The organism is Pseudomonas sp. NBRC 111123, assembly GCF_001320205.1.
GTDB classification, from domain to species: Bacteria; Pseudomonadota; Gammaproteobacteria; order Pseudomonadales; family Pseudomonadaceae; genus Aquipseudomonas; species Aquipseudomonas putida_J.
In genome coordinates, this window is the sequence record NZ_BCAZ01000024.1 from 1 (window position 1) to 15,328 (window position 15,328).

The following is a 15,328-nucleotide window of genomic DNA, read 5'->3' on the forward strand; positions in this document are numbered from 1 at the left end:
GTGTTCTCCAGCCGTGTCACATGCCCTTGCAGCACCGCGAACAGGTGCTGCGAGTCTGCCAGCGAATAGCCCTTGATGCGCTTCACGAAATGCCCCAGCTGCAGCGCCCGTTCACCACTGATCGGGTGCACCCGCACCACCGGGTGCTCGGTCTCGTACACGGTCGAGGTGAACACCTTGCGATAACGCTCAAGTTTCGCCGGGTCGACATCGGGCTTGAGGCTCGCATAGTCATATTCATTGCTGTGCACTGCCCACAGCGTGTCGGCCAGCTCACGCAGTGGCTCGGGCAGTTCCTGATAGGCCGCAGCGGTATTGGCCCACACGGTATCGCCGCCGGAAGCCGGCGCCACCACGCTGCGCAGGATCGAGGCCTTGGGGTAGGCATCGACGAATGTCACGTCGGTGTGCCAGGAGTTGGCCCGCTGGCCTTCGGCGCCGTCCAGTTGCAGCAGGTAGCTGGTACCGTCCACCACCGGCACGGTGGGGTGTGCGACCGGCTCGCCGAGCAGCTTGGCGAAGCCTTCCTGGCTCTGGTCGTCCAGGTGGGTCTGGCCACGGAAGAAGATCACCTTGTATTTCACCAGGGCGGCCTGGATGGCGTCGAGGGTGGCGGCATCCAGGTCGGCTGAAAGCTTCACCCCACGGATCTCGGCGCCGATGCGGCCGGCAACCGGGTGGATGTCGAGTTCGAGGGCGTGTGGCGCGGAGGCCAGTGCGGCATTGCTCATGGTCGTGGTCCTTGCGGTCATGGTCGGGTTGTGGGTTCAGCGGGCGGCCTGCACGGCCTGTTGGTGTTGCAGCGCGGCATCGAGGAAGCGTGGTTCGATCCACTCGGAAACCTGGAAGCCACGGCGGATCAAGCGCTCGCGGGCGGCCAGGTCGACGCCCTGTTGCAGTTGGGCGACGAAGTCGGCATCCAGCCGTGGATCGAAGTAATGGGCAAGGTCTTCCTTGGCCAGGTCATCGCTGAGGATGCTGCGTGGCCAGTTGGCGTTGCTTGCCACCAGGTCGACGAAAGCATCGCGGTTGTGCTCGTCGCGCAGCCAGCTGGCGGCCTGTTCCTGGGCATTGACCAGGCGCTGCACCAGCTCAGGGTATTTGCGGATGAAATCGCCCGTGCCAAGCAACACCGCCTGGGTGCTACCGGCACCTTCCAGGTCGCGGGAGTTGACCGGCAGCTCGACCAGCCCGCGCTCACGCAGCGACAGCAGGTTGGACAAGCCCCAGGTGGCGTCGATCTGCTTGGCGGCCAGGGCAGCGTTGGCAGCGTTGAAGTCCAGGTTGATCACTTTCAGGTCGCGTTCGGACAGCCCTTGGCTGGCCAACGCGCTGGCGAACGACAACTGGTTGGCGGTGCCGCGGAATACCGCCACACGCTTGCCCTTGAGGTCGTGCAGGGTCTTGATGCCGGAGCCCGGCACCACGCCCAGATAACTCTTCACCCCACGCACGCCGGCAGACAGCACGCGGGTGTCGAGGCCGTTGGCCTTGCCGACGATCGCCGCCAGGTCGCCCAGGTAGGCGAAGTCGGCCTGGCCGTTGGCCAAGGCTTCGTTGACCACAGGACCTGCGCCCTTGAAAAAGTGCCAGTCGATGCGGATGCCGTCTTTGGCGAATTCTTTTTCCAGCAGTTGCTGGTCACGCAGTACATCGACCACGCCGCCAGCACTGTGCTTGCTGCCGGCGCTGAGGTCGGGCACGGCGATGCGGATGCTCTCGGGTTTGGCCGGCTCGGTAGCGTGAGCGCTCAGGGTGAAGGCCAGACCGAGGGCGGTAATCAGGTGGCGCAATGGGGTTTTCATGGCAAGGCTCCTTGGCAGGCTGCCACCGGCGATGGCCGGCGCGTTGGCCAGAAGCTAGGCAGGTCTGGTTAGAACCTACAAAGATCAAAACTTCATTTTTTAGTAACTGAAAGACATAAATGAGGATTCATGCGGGGCGCGGGAGGGCTTGCGAGAAACGCATGGAAAATATGAGCAAAACGCAATGGCGCGGGGGTTCCGCATGCATGGCTTGCATGCTCTTATCTCTTGAAAGTCACTTCTGTAAATTTTTAATTCCTTAAGTGAATAACATTGGAACGCTTCGAGAGATGGCCGATGAATGGAGTTCTTAGCAGGAGATCGTGGTGGCAGCGGGGGCCGCTGCGCGGCCCTTTCGCGACACAAGGCCGCGCCTACCTGGTGCCGGTGACGCTTGCCGTTATATGGGTGGTGGCGAGCCGGCAGCACTGGATGAGCGAGCAGATCCTGCCGGCACCTTCGCTGGTGTGGCAGAGCGCGCTGGAGTTCGGCTCAGGCGAGCTCTGGGGGCACTTGTGGATAAGCTTGCAGCGGCTGTTCTGGGGGCTACTGGCGGGCATCGGCAGCGGCTTGCTGCTCGGCACCTGGCTGGGCACCTCACGCCATGCGCAGACCTTGGTGTTGCCAACCTTCGTGGCCCTCGCGCAGATCCCCACCCTGGCCTGGATCCCGCTGTTCATGTTGTTCTTCGGCATCGGCGAGCTGCTCAAGCTGGTGGTGCTGGTGAAGGCCGTAGTGGTACCGGTCACCTTGCATACCCTGGTCGGCGTGCGCGATGCCCAGCCCAAGTTGCGTGAAGCTGCCGCCGCCTTGCGCCTGCCACGCCACCTGCTGTTCCTGCGCCTGCTGCTGCCCGCCGCCCTCCCCGCCTTTCTCACCGGTGTGCGACTGGCCCTGGCGACTGGCTGGACCTCGTTGCTGGCCGTTGAACTGCTTGCCTCCAGCGAAGGCATCGGCTACCTGATGGTCTGGGGCCGGCAACTGTTCATGCTCGACCTGGTGCTGCTGTGCATCCTGGTGATCGGCTTGGTCGGCGCGCTGCTGGAACGTGGCTTCTCGGCCCTGGAAAAGCGCCTGTTGCACTGGCCGCAACCGGCCACCGGCGAACAACAGCGCGGTCCCATCCCACGGGGCTGGCAAAGCCTGCTGCTACCGGCAGCACTGCTTGCGCTGTGGCAGGCGAGCAGCAGCTTCGGCTGGATCGACCCGAACATCCTCACTTCACCACTGGACGTACTGCGCACCCTGTTCAGCGGCCTGGCCGATGGCTCGCTGCCAGAGGCCATGCTGCTGAGTCTGCAGCGCACCCTGACCGGCCTGCTCCTGGGGGGCAGCGCCGGCTTGCTGAGCGGGCTGGTGCTAGGGCTTTCCCACAATGCCGAACGCCTTTTCGGGCCAAGCCTGTCGGCCCTGCGCCAAGTGGCGCTGTTCGCCTGGGTTCCCTTGCTCACCGCCTGGTTCGGCCTGGGCGAAGGGGCCAAGAACGTGTTCGTCGGCCTGGCTGCATTCTTCCCGCTGCTGATCGCTACCCAGCGGGGTATCGCCAGCCTGTCGCCACAATTGGGCGAAGCGGCCCGCACACTGCGCCTGAACCTGTGGCAACGCCTGCGCCTGCTGGTGCTGCCGGGGGCCGCACCGGCCATCTTCGCCGGCCTGCGCCTGTCGCTGATATACGCCTGGCTCGGCACCCTCGGCGCCGAGTACTTCATGCCCTCGGACGGCGGCATTGCCAGCCTGATGATCGGCGCCCAGCAACTGTTCCGCATGGACCAGGTCATGGCCGCCATGCTCCTGATCGGCCTGGTCGGCGCCCTGCTCGGCACCCTCGGTCAACGCCTCGAATCGCGCGCCACGCGCTGGAGAACCGCATGAACGCCTTCAATGCTTCACACCTGCTCGCGGCCAATCAGGCCGACACCACGCCGCCGCTGGTCAGCTTCGAAGGCGTAGGCAAAGTCTTCAGCGTCGACGGCCAGCCCTTCGAGGCCATCCGCAATTTCAACCTGGCCATCAATGAAGGCGAGTTCATCGCCATTGTCGGCGCCTCAGGCTGCGGCAAGTCGACCCTGCTGCGCCTGCTGGTCGGGCTGGACACCGACTACAGCGGCAGTATCCGCGTCGATGGCCAGGCGGTCCGCGGCATTGGCGGTGAGCGCGGCATCGTGTTTCAAGAACACCGCTTGTTCCCTTGGCTGACGGTAGAGCAGAACATCGGCCTGGGCCTGGTCAATGAACAGTTGACCCAGGGCGAACGCGCCCGGCGTGTGCACGAGTTCGTGCAACTGGTGGGCCTGGTCGGTTTCGAGTCGGCCTACCCGCACCAGCTCTCTGGCGGCATGGCCCAGCGCGTGGCGATTGCCCGTGGCCTGGTGGCAAGCCCGCGCATCCTGTTGCTCGACGAGCCGTTCGGGGCACTCGATGCACTGACCCGCCAGCAGTTGCAGGACGAACTGCTGGCCATCCGCGAGCGCGCTGGCATCACCACCTTGCTGGTGACCCATGATGCCGAAGAAGCCACCTACCTTGCCGATCGCGTAGTGGTGCTGGAGCCGCGCCCCGGAAGAATCAAGTCGGTGGTGGAAGTCGACCTGCCGCATCCACGCCTGCGCACGGGTGTGGCGTTGCATGGGCTGCGCGAAAAGGTCCTGCATCAGATCACCGGTGACGGCGGTTACTTGCCACCACCGGCGCGCCGGGTAGAGGGCCTGAGGCCCGAGTTGATCGCCCTGTAGGAGCGGCTTGAGCCGCGAACACCGGCAAAGCCGGTGCCCATCTACCGCGCCGCCTGCTTCGCGGCTGAAGCCGCTCCTACAAGGCCGGTGCTGGCTCGCCAAGCGTGCGCAGGTAGGCCCAGGGATAGATACCCCGCTCATGCCCATCGCTGAACACCAACTGCACGCCGTACCCCTGCGCCACCACCCGCTCGACGCGCACATCGTCCCTGACCACGGACAGCCGCCCCTGCAAGCGCGCCGACCGGCATTGCGAGCAGGGGCAGGCGCCGCGCAGGCGGGCATGGCTGATGATCGCCTCGGTATCGGCCCATTGCAGGGCCAGCAAGCCAGGCCCACGCTGGTTGCGAATCGCGCTTGGCGCCGCCATCAGGCAGCCCCACGCAACTGCGTCAGGGCGATGCGCACTGCCTTGCGCACTTCTGGGTCACTATCCGCTTGCGCCGCCTGCAACGCAGGCAAAGCCCGGGCCTGCCCGAGTTCGCCCAGCGCCAACGCGGCTTCCTTGCGCAGGTTGGCGATACCGTGGCCGAGCAACTCTGCCAATGCTTCCAGCGCCTCAGCATGGCGCAACCGGCCCAATGAACGCGCTGCACGCAGGCGCACCTGCCAGAAGCCATCGCCCAGCGCGGCCACCAGGGCCGGGCCGGCCTGTGCGTGGCCTACTTTGCCCAAGGTCGTGGCGGCTTCCTCGCGCACCTGCCAGGCCGGGTCGCTCAAGGCGCTGACCAACGCTGGCAACACTTGGCTATCACGGGCCAGCCCGAGGGCGCCGATGGCGGCGCGGCGGACATCAGTGTCCGGCTCACGCTCGGCCAGCAAGGCCAAGGCCGGCAGCGCTGGCTCGTGCTTGAGCCAGCCAAGAATGCCCACGGCCTCCCGGCGCACTGCGGCGTCCACATCCCGAAGCGCCTGCAGTGCCGGTTGCGCGGCGTCCTCCAGGCGCAGCTCCCGCAGGGCACGCAAAGCGCTGGCGCGGACGAAGGCCTCGGCATGGCCGACCCACGGCAAAATCAGCAGCCCGGCCTCTGGGCTCTTGAGCTCGCTGAGGCTCTGCGCCGCCGCCAGGCGGACCCCTTCGGCCGCATCGGCCAGCGCGGCGCACAATGCCTGAACCACTTCAGGTTCCTCCCAGGCCTCCAGCAACCGTGCGGCTTCGGCGCGCACCTCGTCGGCGCTGTCGACCAGCACAGCATCGGTCAGCCATGGCAAGGCATCGGGGTCTTCAAGGTCGGCCAGCTCGATCAAGGCAATGCGTCGCACGCCCGCATCGTCGGCTTCCAGGCGTGGCAGCAATTGGAGAATGTCGCGGTTGTCGGTGTTTCGTGCAGTCATAGCGCGATCCTTAGCGGCGGATGGTCGGTGGCTGGCAGGCCGAGCGGCGTCAGGCGCGGCAGTTCGCGGCCCTCTTCATGGCGCAGCAAGGCCAGGCAATGGCGTTTCAGGTGAGTGAATTCAGGGCTGGTCAGCAGGCTGGCGCGGCGTGGGCGCGCAAAATCCAGGCGCAGGTCCTCGATAAAGCGACCGGGACGCGGGCTCATTACCAGAATGCGGTCAGCCAGGAACAAGGCTTCGTCGATGTCGTGGGTGACGAACACCACGGTGGTGCGGATGCGCGCCCAGATATCCAGCAGCAGCTCTTGCATGCGCGAACGGGTTTGCGCATCCAGGGCACCGAAAGGCTCGTCCATCAACAGCAGGCGCGGGCGGTTGATCAGCACCCGGGCAATTTCGGCGCGCTGCTGCATGCCACCGGAAAGCTGGCTGGGCCAGCGCTCGGCGAAGTCGGCCAGGCCCACCAGGTGCAGCATTTCGCGTGCCTGCTGGCGGCGTTCGGCCTTGCCCAGGCCTTGCATCTTCAGGCCGAAGGCGACGTTGTCGAGCACGCTGCGCCATGGCAGCAAGGTGTGGTGCTGGAACACCATGCCGCGCTGCGGCGAAGGCCCGGCGATGGCCTGGCCATCCACGTTCAGCTGGCCGCTGCTCGGCACCAGGTGCCCGGCCAGGGCGCCGAGCAAGGTCGACTTGCCACAGCCGGACGGCCCGAGGATACAGACGAATTCGCCCGGCTCCACGGCAAAGTCCAGGCCCTGCACCGCCTCGAAGGCTTCGCGGCCCTGCCCCAGTCGAATCGACAGGCCATGCCCATCGATGCGCCCGGGTACCTGTTGATAACTGCTCATCAGCTGGCCCTCCGCGTGCGGTACCAGGGTGTGGCGAATGCGCCGAGGCGCTTGACCAGCGCGCTGCTGCCCATGCCCAGCACGCCGATCAGCAGCATGCCGACGATGATGTCCGGGTAGTTCTGCAAGGTGTACGACTCCCAGGTGTAGTAACCAATGCCGAACTGCCCGGCGATCATTTCGGCGGTGACCAGGCAGAACCACGAAGTGCCCATGCCGATGGCAAGGCCGGTGACAATGCTCGGCAGCGCGCCAGGCAATATCACTTCGCGCAGGATCGCCCAGCGCCCGGCACCGAGGCTGCGCGCCGAAGCGACCAGGCGTGGGTCGACGGCCTCCGCGCCATGCACGGTATTGAGCAGGATCGGGAACAGCGCACCGGTGAAGGTGATGAACACCATCGACAGCTCCGACGACGGGAACATCAGGATCGCCAGCGGGATCCACGCCACCGCAGGTATCGGCCGCAGTACTTCGAGCGGTGGCAGCAAGGTGTCCTCGGCCCATTTCGAGCGCCCGATCAGCAAGCCCAGGGCCACACCCAGCAGTGCCGCAGCGGCATATCCGGCAAACACCCGCGACAGGCTGCTGCCCAGGTGCGCCAGCAGGGCATTGCTGGTCAGCAACTGCCAGGCCGCCTCCAGCACCGCCTGCGGCGTGGGAACGTAGGTGAAGGTCAGCAGGCCAAGGTCCAGCTTGACGCTGGCCGCCACCTGCCAGAACAGCAGGCAGGCCAGCAGCGAAACCAGGCGCACAGGCCAGCGCTTGAGGTCGCGGGACATGTCGGTACCTCCCGGTCAGCGCTGGGCAACCAGCTTCTGGTTGGCACTGACGAAGTCCAGCGCTTCACCACCATGGGACTTGGCGTACTGCTCGGCCTGGTCCTTGAGCAGGAAAGCGGCCAGCTCACCCTTGGCGTTTCGCACAAACCAGGCTTGGTTGGCCAGCAGCTTGATGCCACTGTCGGCAGCCTGGGCATAGATGGCGCGGATGTCCTTGCCTTCCTGCTCCAGCTGGGCCAGAGCGCCAAGGGCGGCTTCCGGCGAGGCGTAGTGGCGTACCTTGGCTTCACCGCGCACCCAGATCTGCGCCAGGCGGCTGAAGTCGGTGATCGGCTTGCCAGTGAGCGCGTCGTTGGCCTTGAGCGGCAATGGGTCGTAGTTTTTCAGCGCCTTGTCGTAGTCCAGGCCGGCCTGCTTGAAGGCGGCGCGGATGTACTGGTCGTCGATGAACTGGTCGGTGTCGAGGCCGCGGTCGGTCTTCTTCAGCAACTTCAGCGTATCAATGGACGTGGCCACCGCCTGGCGGTATTCGGGCTTCCAGGTCAGGTCGCGAGTCTGCAGGCCGAGCGGGCCGTGGAACAGGTAATTGACCTCGGCCTCGATGCCGGTGACCTTCTCGATCAGCTCGCTGTACTTCTCCGGCTCGGCAGCGATCAGGCGGTCAGCTTCGAGGCTGGCGCGCAGGTAGGCGGTGACCACCTCCGGGTACTTGTTCGCATAAGCGGCATCGACCAGGGCGCCATGGAAGGTCGGCGCATTGGCCTGGGCACCGTCGTAGATCTTGCGGGCAAAACCGCGGTTGGGGAACAACTCGGCGAACGGCACGAAGTCGGCATGGGCCTCGATGCGGTTGCTGCGCAAGGCGGAGCCAGCGATTTCCGGGGCCTGGGCGATGATCCGCAGGTCCTTTTGCGGGTCCCAGCCCTGGGCCGCGACGGCGCGCAGCAGCATACCGTGGGCGGTGGAGGCGAACGGCACGGAAATGGTCTTGCCCTTGAGCTCAGCCAGCGACTGCACCTTGGATGCCGCCGGTACGACGATGCCGTTGCCGCTGCCATGCACACTGCCCGAGAGCACACTGATGAACAAGCTGCGCTTGCCGGCATCCAGGTGCGCGACGCCGTTGAACGAGCCAGGGAAATCGGCCATGGCACCGAAGTCGAGCTTACCGGCGACCATCTCGTTGGTCAGCGGCGCACCGCTGGTAAAGTTCTTCCACTCCACCTGGTACTGGGCATCCTTGTACTTGCCGTCGTGCGGCAAGTACTTGTCGAGCAGGCCCAGCTCACGGACCAGCAAGCCGCCGGTGGCGCAGTTGATGGTGGTGTCCTGGGTGCCGATGGCGATGCGGATGGTTTCGGCGCTGGCATTCAGGCCGGTAAGCGCCAGCGCGAGGCCGGCCACGGTTGCTACAAGGCGCATGGGTGTTTCCCCTCGAATCGTTTTGCGTTCTGGAATCGTCTCCGCCGCCCGGCTTGGGGGGTGGGAAACGAGGGGCATTGCAGGAGGGCGCGTCCGGTGGTTCGCCGGATGGCGGGGATGAGTCAGCGCAGCAGGTAAGGGATGTCGACCTTGACCGCACCGGTGGGGCAGTCTTTTTCGCAGGGCATGCAGTACCAGCACTCGTCGAAGGCCATGTAAGCCTTTTGCGTGGCCGGGTTGATCGCCAACAGGTCCATGGGGCAGACCTCGACACAGACGGTGCAGCCTTTTTCGGCAATGCACTTGTCTTCATCGATGGTTACCGGAGCGCTGCTGCGAAAGAAGATTTCCTGGGGCTGGTAGGCCATTTCACGGGGTCCTTGGGGCCTTCATGGGCACCCTTTCATCTAGAGGCTTGCACATTTCCCCGTGGGAGCGGGTTTACCCGCGAAGAATCCAACACGGTGGATGGCACCGGCTTCGCCGGTGTTCGCGGGTGAATCCGCTCCCACAAGGTGAGGTGTCGCTCAGGCGGCATTGGCTTTGACTCTCAACCGGTCATAGGCAGTCTGCTCTTCGGCATCCAACGCGATCAGGTACGGCTCGACGGCTTTCTTGAAACTGGTCATTTCACCGTTTTCGCCTTTTTTCAGGTGGCAGTGGCAAAACCATTCGCCATCGTTGCGCTCGGGAAAGTCGACCCTGTGGTGGTACAGGCCCCAGCGGCTCTCTTCACGGAACAACGAGGCCCGCGCCGCCATTTCGGCACAGTCGCGGATCACCGACACTTCCATGGCGCGCATCAACTCATGCGGGTTGCTGGCTTTCATCTGCTCAAGATCACGCTCGATCTCGGCAAAGCGAGCCAGGCCGATTTCCATCTTCTTGGTCACCTTCGGCGGCTGCAGGTAATCGTTCACCATGCGGCGCAGCTTGTATTCGACCTGCGCTGGCGGCAGGCCATGCTCGCGCTGAAGTGGGGCGAACACCCGCGCGCGTTCGCGCTCGACCTGCCCGGCATCAACTTCGGCCAGCTCCCGCCCGGCCACGTACTGCGCGGCATTCACACCGGCAAACCAGCCGTAGGTGAAGGCGCCGAGCATGTAGTTGTGTGGTACGGCAGCCATGTCACCGGCGGCATACAGGCCCTTGACGCTGGTCTCGGCCTTCTCGTTGACCCACACCCCCGAGGCCGAATGCCCCGAGCAGAAGCCGATCTCGGAGATATGCATCTCGACCATGTGCTGGCGGTAGTCGGTGCCACGCCCGGCATGGAACTGGCCACGGCTGGGGCGCTCGTTGCTGTGCAGGATCTCTTCGATGTTCTGGATGGTTTCCTCGGCCAGGTGGTCGAGCTTGAGGAACACCGGGCCGTTGCCGCCTTCGAGCTCCTGGTGGAACTCCCACATCATCTGCCCGCTCCAGTAATCGCACTCGATGAACCGCTCGCCCTTGCTGTTGGCGGTGTAGCCACCCAGCGGGCCGGTAACGTAGGCGCAGGCCGGGCCGTTGTAGTCCTTGATCAGCGGGTTGATCTGGAAGCACTCGAGGTTGGCCAGCTCGGCGCCGGCGTGGTAGGCCATGGCATAGCCATCGCCGGCATTGGTCGGGTTCTCGTACGTGCCCATCAGGTAGCCCGACGACGGCAGGCCCAGGCGCCCGGCGGCACCGCAGGCGAGGATCACCGCCTTGGCCCGGACCACGCGAAACTCGCCAGTGCGGCAGTCGAAGCCCAGCACACCGGCAGCGGCGCCTTGGGCATCGAGCAGCACGCGAGTGCAAACCATGCGGTTGCTGATTTCGACCCGGGCGCGCTTGAGCTGGCGATAGAGCACCTTCTTGATGTCGTGGCCCTCGGGCATGGGCAGCACGTAGGCGCCCATGTGGTGGACCTTCTTCACCGCGTAGTCGCCGGTCTCGTCTTTCTCGAACTTGACGCCCCAGCGGTCGAGCTGCTCGATGGTTTCGAAACTGTGGGTGGCATAGGCATGCACGGCGGCCTGGTTGACGATGCCGTCGTTGGCCACGGTGATTTCCTTGGTGTACTGCTCGGGCGTGGCATGGCCGGGGATGATGGCGTTGTTCAGGCCGTCCATGCCCATGCTGATGGCACCGCTGCGTTTGACGTTGGCCTTGTCCAGCAGCAGCACGCGCAGTCGCTTGTCGTGCTCCTTGGCCTTGATCGCCGCCATCGGCCCGGCGGTGCCGCCGCCGATGACGATGATGTCGTAATCCTGGGTCTCGATACTCATGCCTTGCTCCCCTTCTGGCGGTCGATGCGCAGGCGGTACTGGAAGGCATCGCCGCGGTAATAGAGGTGTTCGAAGTCCAGCGGCGCACCGTCGGCGGTGTGGGTCAGGCGCTCGATGCGCATGATTGGCGCACCCTCCTCCACATCCAGCGCCTGGGTCAGGTCACTGTCGGCCAGCACTGCGTCGATGGCCAGGTCGGCGTGACCCAGGGCGATGCCACAGTCGTTTTCCAGCAGCAGGAAGATGTCGCGGGTGACCAGGTCGGCCTTTTCCAGCTTCTCGCCGACGGCCTTGGGCAGCCAGGTCAGCTCGAGCGACACCGGCTCGCGGTTGATCAACCGCACACGACGGATCTCGGTGACCAGGCTACCCTCCGCGACCTGCAGCCGCGCCGCCACCAGGGCATTGGCTGGCACGTGGCGGAAGCTGCGCAGGCGGTTGATCACTTCGTAACCCATCTGCGTCATCGACTCGCCCAGGCCTTGCAGGGTGCTGACGTTCTGGAACGCCTTGGGCTTGGCGACGAAGGTGCCTTTGCCGTGGATCTTGAAGATCAGCCCTTCCTTTTGCAGGTCGCCCAGCGCCTGGCGCACGGTAATGCGGCTGACATCGAAGGCCTTGCCCAGCTCGCTTTCCGAGGGCATGCGGCTATGGGGTGGATAAGTACCGTCGAGGATGCGCTCGCGCAGCAGTTCCTTGAGCTGGGTGTAAAGCGGTACCGGGGACAGGGGAAGCAGTTCGGCCATGGGTCTCTTCGCTGATCGATGACTTGTTATAACAAGTTGTGACCAGATCATAGGGGGCATAAGAACCTAGAGGGAAATACTGATATCGCATATGGATAGATGGATTTAGGTGGCCGATACCGGCCCTTCGCGGCTAAAGCCGCGCCTACAAACAGCGCACAACCTGTGGGAGCGGCTTTAGCCGCGAGGGGCCAATCAGGAAAAACTGCCATAGATCAAGGCGATGGACGCCGCCGAATCAGATGGGTATCATGCGTTCGCGTTGCACTCGTAGCTCAGCTGGATAGAGTACTGCCCTCCGAAGGCAGGGGTCGTGGGTTCGAATCCCGCCGAGTGCGCCATCTTCGAAAGCCCTGGGATCATTCCCGGGGCTTTTTCATTTGTGCGACATGTCGCGTTTCTGGCACTCCCGTGCCATGGGTCATTGGTGTTAGCGTGGGCCCCTTCCCGTTCCCGACGGGTAACCCATAACAATGATTCGCGAAGGAATGCGTGCCCATGCACCTGAAAAAGCTCACCTCCACCGCCCTGCTGCTGGCCAGCATCGGCCTGTTCGCCCAACCGGCCCAAGCCAACCTCACCCAGCAACAGTCCGCCGCCATCGTCAAAGCCTTCGACGGCAGCAACCCGGCAGACTTCAAGCAATTCCTCGGCAAACTCAAGGGCAGCGAACTGGCCAAGGCCGACAACCTCGCTGCCACCCTCGACGCCTACCTGGCCGGCACGCCGCTGGCAGCCGAGCAACAGAACGAAATCAACCGCCTGCTCGGGCTCTACACCCGCATCAAATACGCCAAGGCGGCCACGGAAAACCTGCGTGAACTGGTGGCCATTCCCACCTTCAGCGTCGACGGCGTACCCCAGCACGAAAACCCCGCGTTCCTGAAGATCGCCGACAAGATCAAGGCCCTGGCGCAGAGCTTCGGCCTGGCCTTCCGCAACGTCGACAACCGCGTCTACGAGATCTCGCTCGGCGAAGGCAAGGAAGTGGTCGGTATCCACGCCCATGCCGACGTGGTGCCGGTCAACCCGGACAACTGGAAGCTGGCCGACGGCACCCGCCTCGATCCATTCAACGTGACGCTGGTCGGCGACCGCATGTACGGCCGCGGCACCGAGGATGACAAAAACGGCATCATCGTCGCGCTGTATGCGCTGAAAGTCGCCAAGGACGAGAACCTGCCGCTGGCCCGGCAGTTCAAGCTGCTGATCGATACCACCGAAGAAACCAGCGGCGACGCCATCCCCTACTACTTCGAGCGCAACCCCACCCCCGACTACAACCTGGCGCTGGATGGCGGCTACCCGGTGGTGATCGCCGAGAAGGGCTACGGCACGGTCATGGCCAGCTTCAGCAAGCGCCCGGCCACGGGCCAGGGTGCGGAAATCGTCAACCTGACCGGCGGCTTGGCGACCAACCAGATTCCCACCACCTCGGTGGCGACCTTGGTTGGCGACAACCCGGAAGAACTGGCAAAACGCCTGAACAATGCGGGTGCCGACTATGTGAAGCGCAATGGCGGCGACTTCAGCATCGACGCCAAGGCCGATGGCAAGAACGTGCTGCTCACCGTGACCGGTGTCTCTGCCCACTCCTCGGAGCCAGAGTCCGGCGTGAACCCGGTGGCGCGCATGCTCGACTTCCTCAATGGCCTGGGCCAGCAGGTGCCGCTCAAGCACAACCACTTCACCGATGCCGCCCGCTACGCCGCCGACAACTGGGGCCTGGACTACCTGGGCAAGAAACTCGGCATCGGCTTCGAAGACACGTTCATGGGCCCGCTGACCACCTCGCTGACTTTCGTCGGCGTGGATAAAAAGGGCCTGAAGCTGGCCGTGAACCTGCGCATTCCCAAAGGCAAGCCGCTGGCCACCCTCAAGGACCAGTTGGCCGACAAGCTGGGCCAATGGACACGCCAGAGCCACACCTCGGTGGCCTTCGACTACAGCCTCGACGAGCCGATGTTCCGCAACCCTGAAGGCGAATGGGTCAAGGCCCTGCTCGATGTGGCCAGCGAGAACCTGGGCATGAAGCACGATTTCGGCACCTCGGCCGGCGCCACCTCGGTGCATGACCTGCCCAACGGCGTGCAGTTCGGCCTGGCCATGCCGGATGTGAAGTACACCGGGCACAACGACAACGAGTTCAAGACCGTGGAACAGTTCATGCTCGACCTGCAGATCGTGAGCGAGATGGTGGCGCGCATCGGGCAGATGCCGAAGCTCTGAGCATCAAGGCCAACATCATTTCCGGAAGAATCCCACCGCCGGGATAGATGTTGGCAGCCTGTATGGCCAAGAACGGGGCTGGAAGATGTGTTTTCCAGCCCTACGTTACCGAGGCCCTAACATGCACCGCCCGATTATCTGCTTGCTGCTTTCCCTGGCCTTCATGGCCATGGCCAACGCCAGCGAACCGATTGCTGCTTGGCCACATAAAACCTATTACCGCTACATCGAAGTAGAGGGGCAACGTACCTTCTATCGCGAAGCTGGCGACACAAACAGACCCACGCTGCTGTTGCTGCATGGGTTTCCTTCCTCATCGCATACCTACCGCGAGCTGATACCCCTGCTCTCCGGCCACTATCACATCATAGCGCCCGACTATCTGGGCTCCGGCTACAGCGCCCTGCCCGCTTCCGGGCAAACGCCCGTCACCTTCGACCGCCTGGCTGAACACATCGCCGCATTCACCGAGCAGCTCGGTCTACAGCGATACAGCCTTTATATCCAGGACTTCGGCGCGCCGGTTGGCTTTCGCCTGATGCAGCTGCAACCAGAGCGCCTGCAAGCACTAGTGGTGCAGAATGCCAACGCCTACTTGCAAGGCCTGACACCGTCACGCCTGGCATTTTTCGAACAAGCCCACCGAGACCGTTCGAGCGCCAACCTCTTGCGCCTGCATGGCCTGACAACGGCTGAAGGCGTCAGGAACCAGCAATATCTGCGGGATGTGGCCGCGCACCCGGAACGCATGAGCCCGGATGCCTGGACCCACGACCTGCTGGCATTGGCCGACGCTTCGCGACAGCAAGTTCAAGTTCAACTCTTTCAGGACTATTGGAAGAGCATCGAAGCCTATCCGCAGTGGCAAGCGTTTCTGCGCAAACGGCAACCGCCGACACTGGTGGTCTGGGGGCAGAACGACCCGGCGTTCATCAGCGAAGGCGCACTGGCCTATCACCAAGACTTGCCCACCGCCCAGATTCACCTGATAGACGCGGGCCATTTCGCAGTGGAGGAACAGCCCGTCATGCTGGCCAAGCATGTCGTCGGGTTCATGCAAGGCCTTGAACAGCAGGGGCGCCTGGTTTCAACGCCAGGTATAGCGGATTGAAGCGTGGAGCTGGGGCAGCCATGACGTTTTTCAATCGACTCGATGCCGTTTCCTGCATTGCCGTGC

General features: G+C 64.1%; 14 protein-coding genes and 1 tRNA gene. 5 read left to right on the forward strand and 10 right to left on the reverse strand.

What is annotated here, in order from left to right; translation table 11 throughout:
- On the reverse strand, nucleotides 1-731 hold a 731-nt coding region (locus APH27_RS13880; RefSeq protein ID WP_060485119.1), incomplete at its 3' end, for a TauD/TfdA family dioxygenase.
- Nucleotides 732-767: 36 nt separating this feature from the next.
- Complete coding sequence (locus APH27_RS13885) at nucleotides 768-1,805, reverse strand: ABC transporter substrate-binding protein (RefSeq protein WP_027916928.1); 1,038 nt, start codon at nucleotides 1,803-1,805, stop codon at nucleotides 768-770.
- 297 nt (nucleotides 1,806-2,102) lie between these two features.
- Here APH27_RS13885 and APH27_RS13890 point away from each other — a divergent pair, with 297 nt between their 5' ends.
- Both APH27_RS13890 and APH27_RS13895 read left to right on the forward strand, forming a co-directional pair.
- Nucleotides 2,103-3,677, forward strand: a complete 1,575-nt coding sequence (locus APH27_RS13890; RefSeq protein WP_256250585.1) for an ABC transporter permease — start codon at nucleotides 2,103-2,105, stop codon at nucleotides 3,675-3,677.
- Entirely contained in the window at nucleotides 3,674-4,537 is an 864-nt protein-coding gene (locus APH27_RS13895; RefSeq protein ID WP_060485121.1) for an ABC transporter ATP-binding protein, read from the forward strand. Before APH27_RS13890 ends, APH27_RS13895 begins: the two co-directional genes overlap by 4 nt.
- A 76-nt stretch (nucleotides 4,538-4,613) precedes the next feature.
- Here APH27_RS13895 and APH27_RS13900 read toward each other — a convergent pair whose 3' ends face one another.
- The 8 genes from APH27_RS13900 to APH27_RS13935 form a co-directional block, all read right to left on the reverse strand.
- Nucleotides 4,614-4,907 (reverse strand): gamma-butyrobetaine hydroxylase-like domain-containing protein, encoded by a 294-nt coding sequence (locus tag APH27_RS13900; RefSeq protein WP_027916931.1) that lies wholly within the window; start codon nucleotides 4,905-4,907, stop codon nucleotides 4,614-4,616.
- Nucleotides 4,907-5,872: a HEAT repeat domain-containing protein gene (locus APH27_RS13905; protein ID WP_060485122.1), complete on the reverse strand. Its 966-nt coding sequence runs from the start codon at nucleotides 5,870-5,872 to the stop codon at nucleotides 4,907-4,909. Before APH27_RS13905 ends, APH27_RS13900 begins: the two co-directional genes overlap by 1 nt.
- Nucleotides 5,869-6,720, reverse strand: a complete 852-nt coding sequence (locus APH27_RS13910; protein ID WP_060485123.1) for an ABC transporter ATP-binding protein — start codon at nucleotides 6,718-6,720, stop codon at nucleotides 5,869-5,871. Before APH27_RS13910 ends, APH27_RS13905 begins: the two co-directional genes overlap by 4 nt.
- Nucleotides 6,720-7,502 (reverse strand): ABC transporter permease, encoded by a 783-nt coding sequence (locus APH27_RS13915; protein ID WP_027916934.1) that lies wholly within the window; start codon nucleotides 7,500-7,502, stop codon nucleotides 6,720-6,722. Before APH27_RS13915 ends, APH27_RS13910 begins: the two co-directional genes overlap by 1 nt.
- A gap of 15 nt (nucleotides 7,503-7,517) precedes the next feature.
- Entirely contained in the window at nucleotides 7,518-8,924 is a 1,407-nt protein-coding gene (locus tag APH27_RS13920) for an ABC transporter substrate-binding protein (RefSeq protein ID WP_060485124.1), read from the reverse strand.
- A 122-nt stretch (nucleotides 8,925-9,046) separates the two neighbouring features.
- Nucleotides 9,047-9,292, reverse strand: a complete 246-nt coding sequence (locus tag APH27_RS13925) for a ferredoxin family protein (RefSeq protein WP_008096634.1) — start codon at nucleotides 9,290-9,292, stop codon at nucleotides 9,047-9,049.
- A 159-nt stretch (nucleotides 9,293-9,451) separates the two neighbouring features.
- Entirely contained in the window at nucleotides 9,452-11,176 is a 1,725-nt protein-coding gene (locus tag APH27_RS13930) for a fumarate reductase/succinate dehydrogenase flavoprotein subunit (protein ID WP_060485125.1), read from the reverse strand.
- On the reverse strand, nucleotides 11,173-11,922 hold the full coding sequence (locus APH27_RS13935) for a GntR family transcriptional regulator (protein ID WP_060485126.1): 750 nt from the start codon (nucleotides 11,920-11,922) through the stop codon (nucleotides 11,173-11,175). The genes APH27_RS13930 and APH27_RS13935 overlap by 4 nt, the downstream gene beginning before the upstream one ends.
- A 264-nt stretch (nucleotides 11,923-12,186) precedes the next feature.
- On the opposite strand from APH27_RS13935, the gene APH27_RS13940 reads away from it, so the two are divergent.
- From APH27_RS13940 to APH27_RS13950, 3 genes are all read left to right on the forward strand, one after another.
- Nucleotides 12,187-12,263, forward strand: a tRNA-Arg gene (locus APH27_RS13940).
- A 157-nt stretch (nucleotides 12,264-12,420) separates the two neighbouring features.
- On the forward strand, nucleotides 12,421-14,151 hold the full coding sequence (locus tag APH27_RS13945; RefSeq protein WP_060485127.1) for a dipeptidase: 1,731 nt from the start codon (nucleotides 12,421-12,423) through the stop codon (nucleotides 14,149-14,151).
- Between the two features lie 121 nt (nucleotides 14,152-14,272).
- Nucleotides 14,273-15,262, forward strand: coding sequence for an alpha/beta fold hydrolase (locus tag APH27_RS13950; protein WP_218187548.1), 990 nt, complete (start codon nucleotides 14,273-14,275; stop codon nucleotides 15,260-15,262).
- Nucleotides 15,263-15,328: the final 66 nt, after the last annotated feature.

Excerpts from the sequence above, each read along its gene's own strand:
- APH27_RS13885 (WP_027916928.1), bottom strand. The coding sequence starts at position 1,805 with ATGAAAACCCCATTGCGCCACCTGATTACCGCCCTCGGTCTGGCCTTC.
- APH27_RS13890 (WP_256250585.1), top strand. The coding sequence starts at position 2,103 with ATGAATGGAGTTCTTAGCAGGAGATCGTGGTGGCAGCGGGGGCCGCTG.
- APH27_RS13895 (WP_060485121.1), top strand. The coding sequence starts at position 3,674 with ATGAACGCCTTCAATGCTTCACACCTGCTCGCGGCCAATCAGGCCGAC.
- APH27_RS13900 (WP_027916931.1), bottom strand. The coding sequence starts at position 4,907 with ATGGCGGCGCCAAGCGCGATTCGCAACCAGCGTGGGCCTGGCTTGCTG.
- APH27_RS13905 (WP_060485122.1), bottom strand. The coding sequence starts at position 5,872 with ATGACTGCACGAAACACCGACAACCGCGACATTCTCCAATTGCTGCCA.
- APH27_RS13910 (WP_060485123.1), bottom strand. The coding sequence starts at position 6,720 with ATGAGCAGTTATCAACAGGTACCCGGGCGCATCGATGGGCATGGCCTG.
- APH27_RS13915 (WP_027916934.1), bottom strand. The coding sequence starts at position 7,502 with ATGTCCCGCGACCTCAAGCGCTGGCCTGTGCGCCTGGTTTCGCTGCTG.
- APH27_RS13920 (WP_060485124.1), bottom strand. The coding sequence starts at position 8,924 with ATGCGCCTTGTAGCAACCGTGGCCGGCCTCGCGCTGGCGCTTACCGGC.
- APH27_RS13925 (WP_008096634.1), bottom strand. The coding sequence starts at position 9,292 with ATGGCCTACCAGCCCCAGGAAATCTTCTTTCGCAGCAGCGCTCCGGTA.
- APH27_RS13930 (WP_060485125.1), bottom strand. The coding sequence starts at position 11,176 with ATGAGTATCGAGACCCAGGATTACGACATCATCGTCATCGGCGGCGGC.
- APH27_RS13935 (WP_060485126.1), bottom strand. The coding sequence starts at position 11,922 with ATGGCCGAACTGCTTCCCCTGTCCCCGGTACCGCTTTACACCCAGCTC.
- APH27_RS13945 (WP_060485127.1), top strand. The coding sequence starts at position 12,421 with ATGCACCTGAAAAAGCTCACCTCCACCGCCCTGCTGCTGGCCAGCATC.
- APH27_RS13950 (WP_218187548.1), top strand. The coding sequence starts at position 14,273 with ATGCACCGCCCGATTATCTGCTTGCTGCTTTCCCTGGCCTTCATGGCC.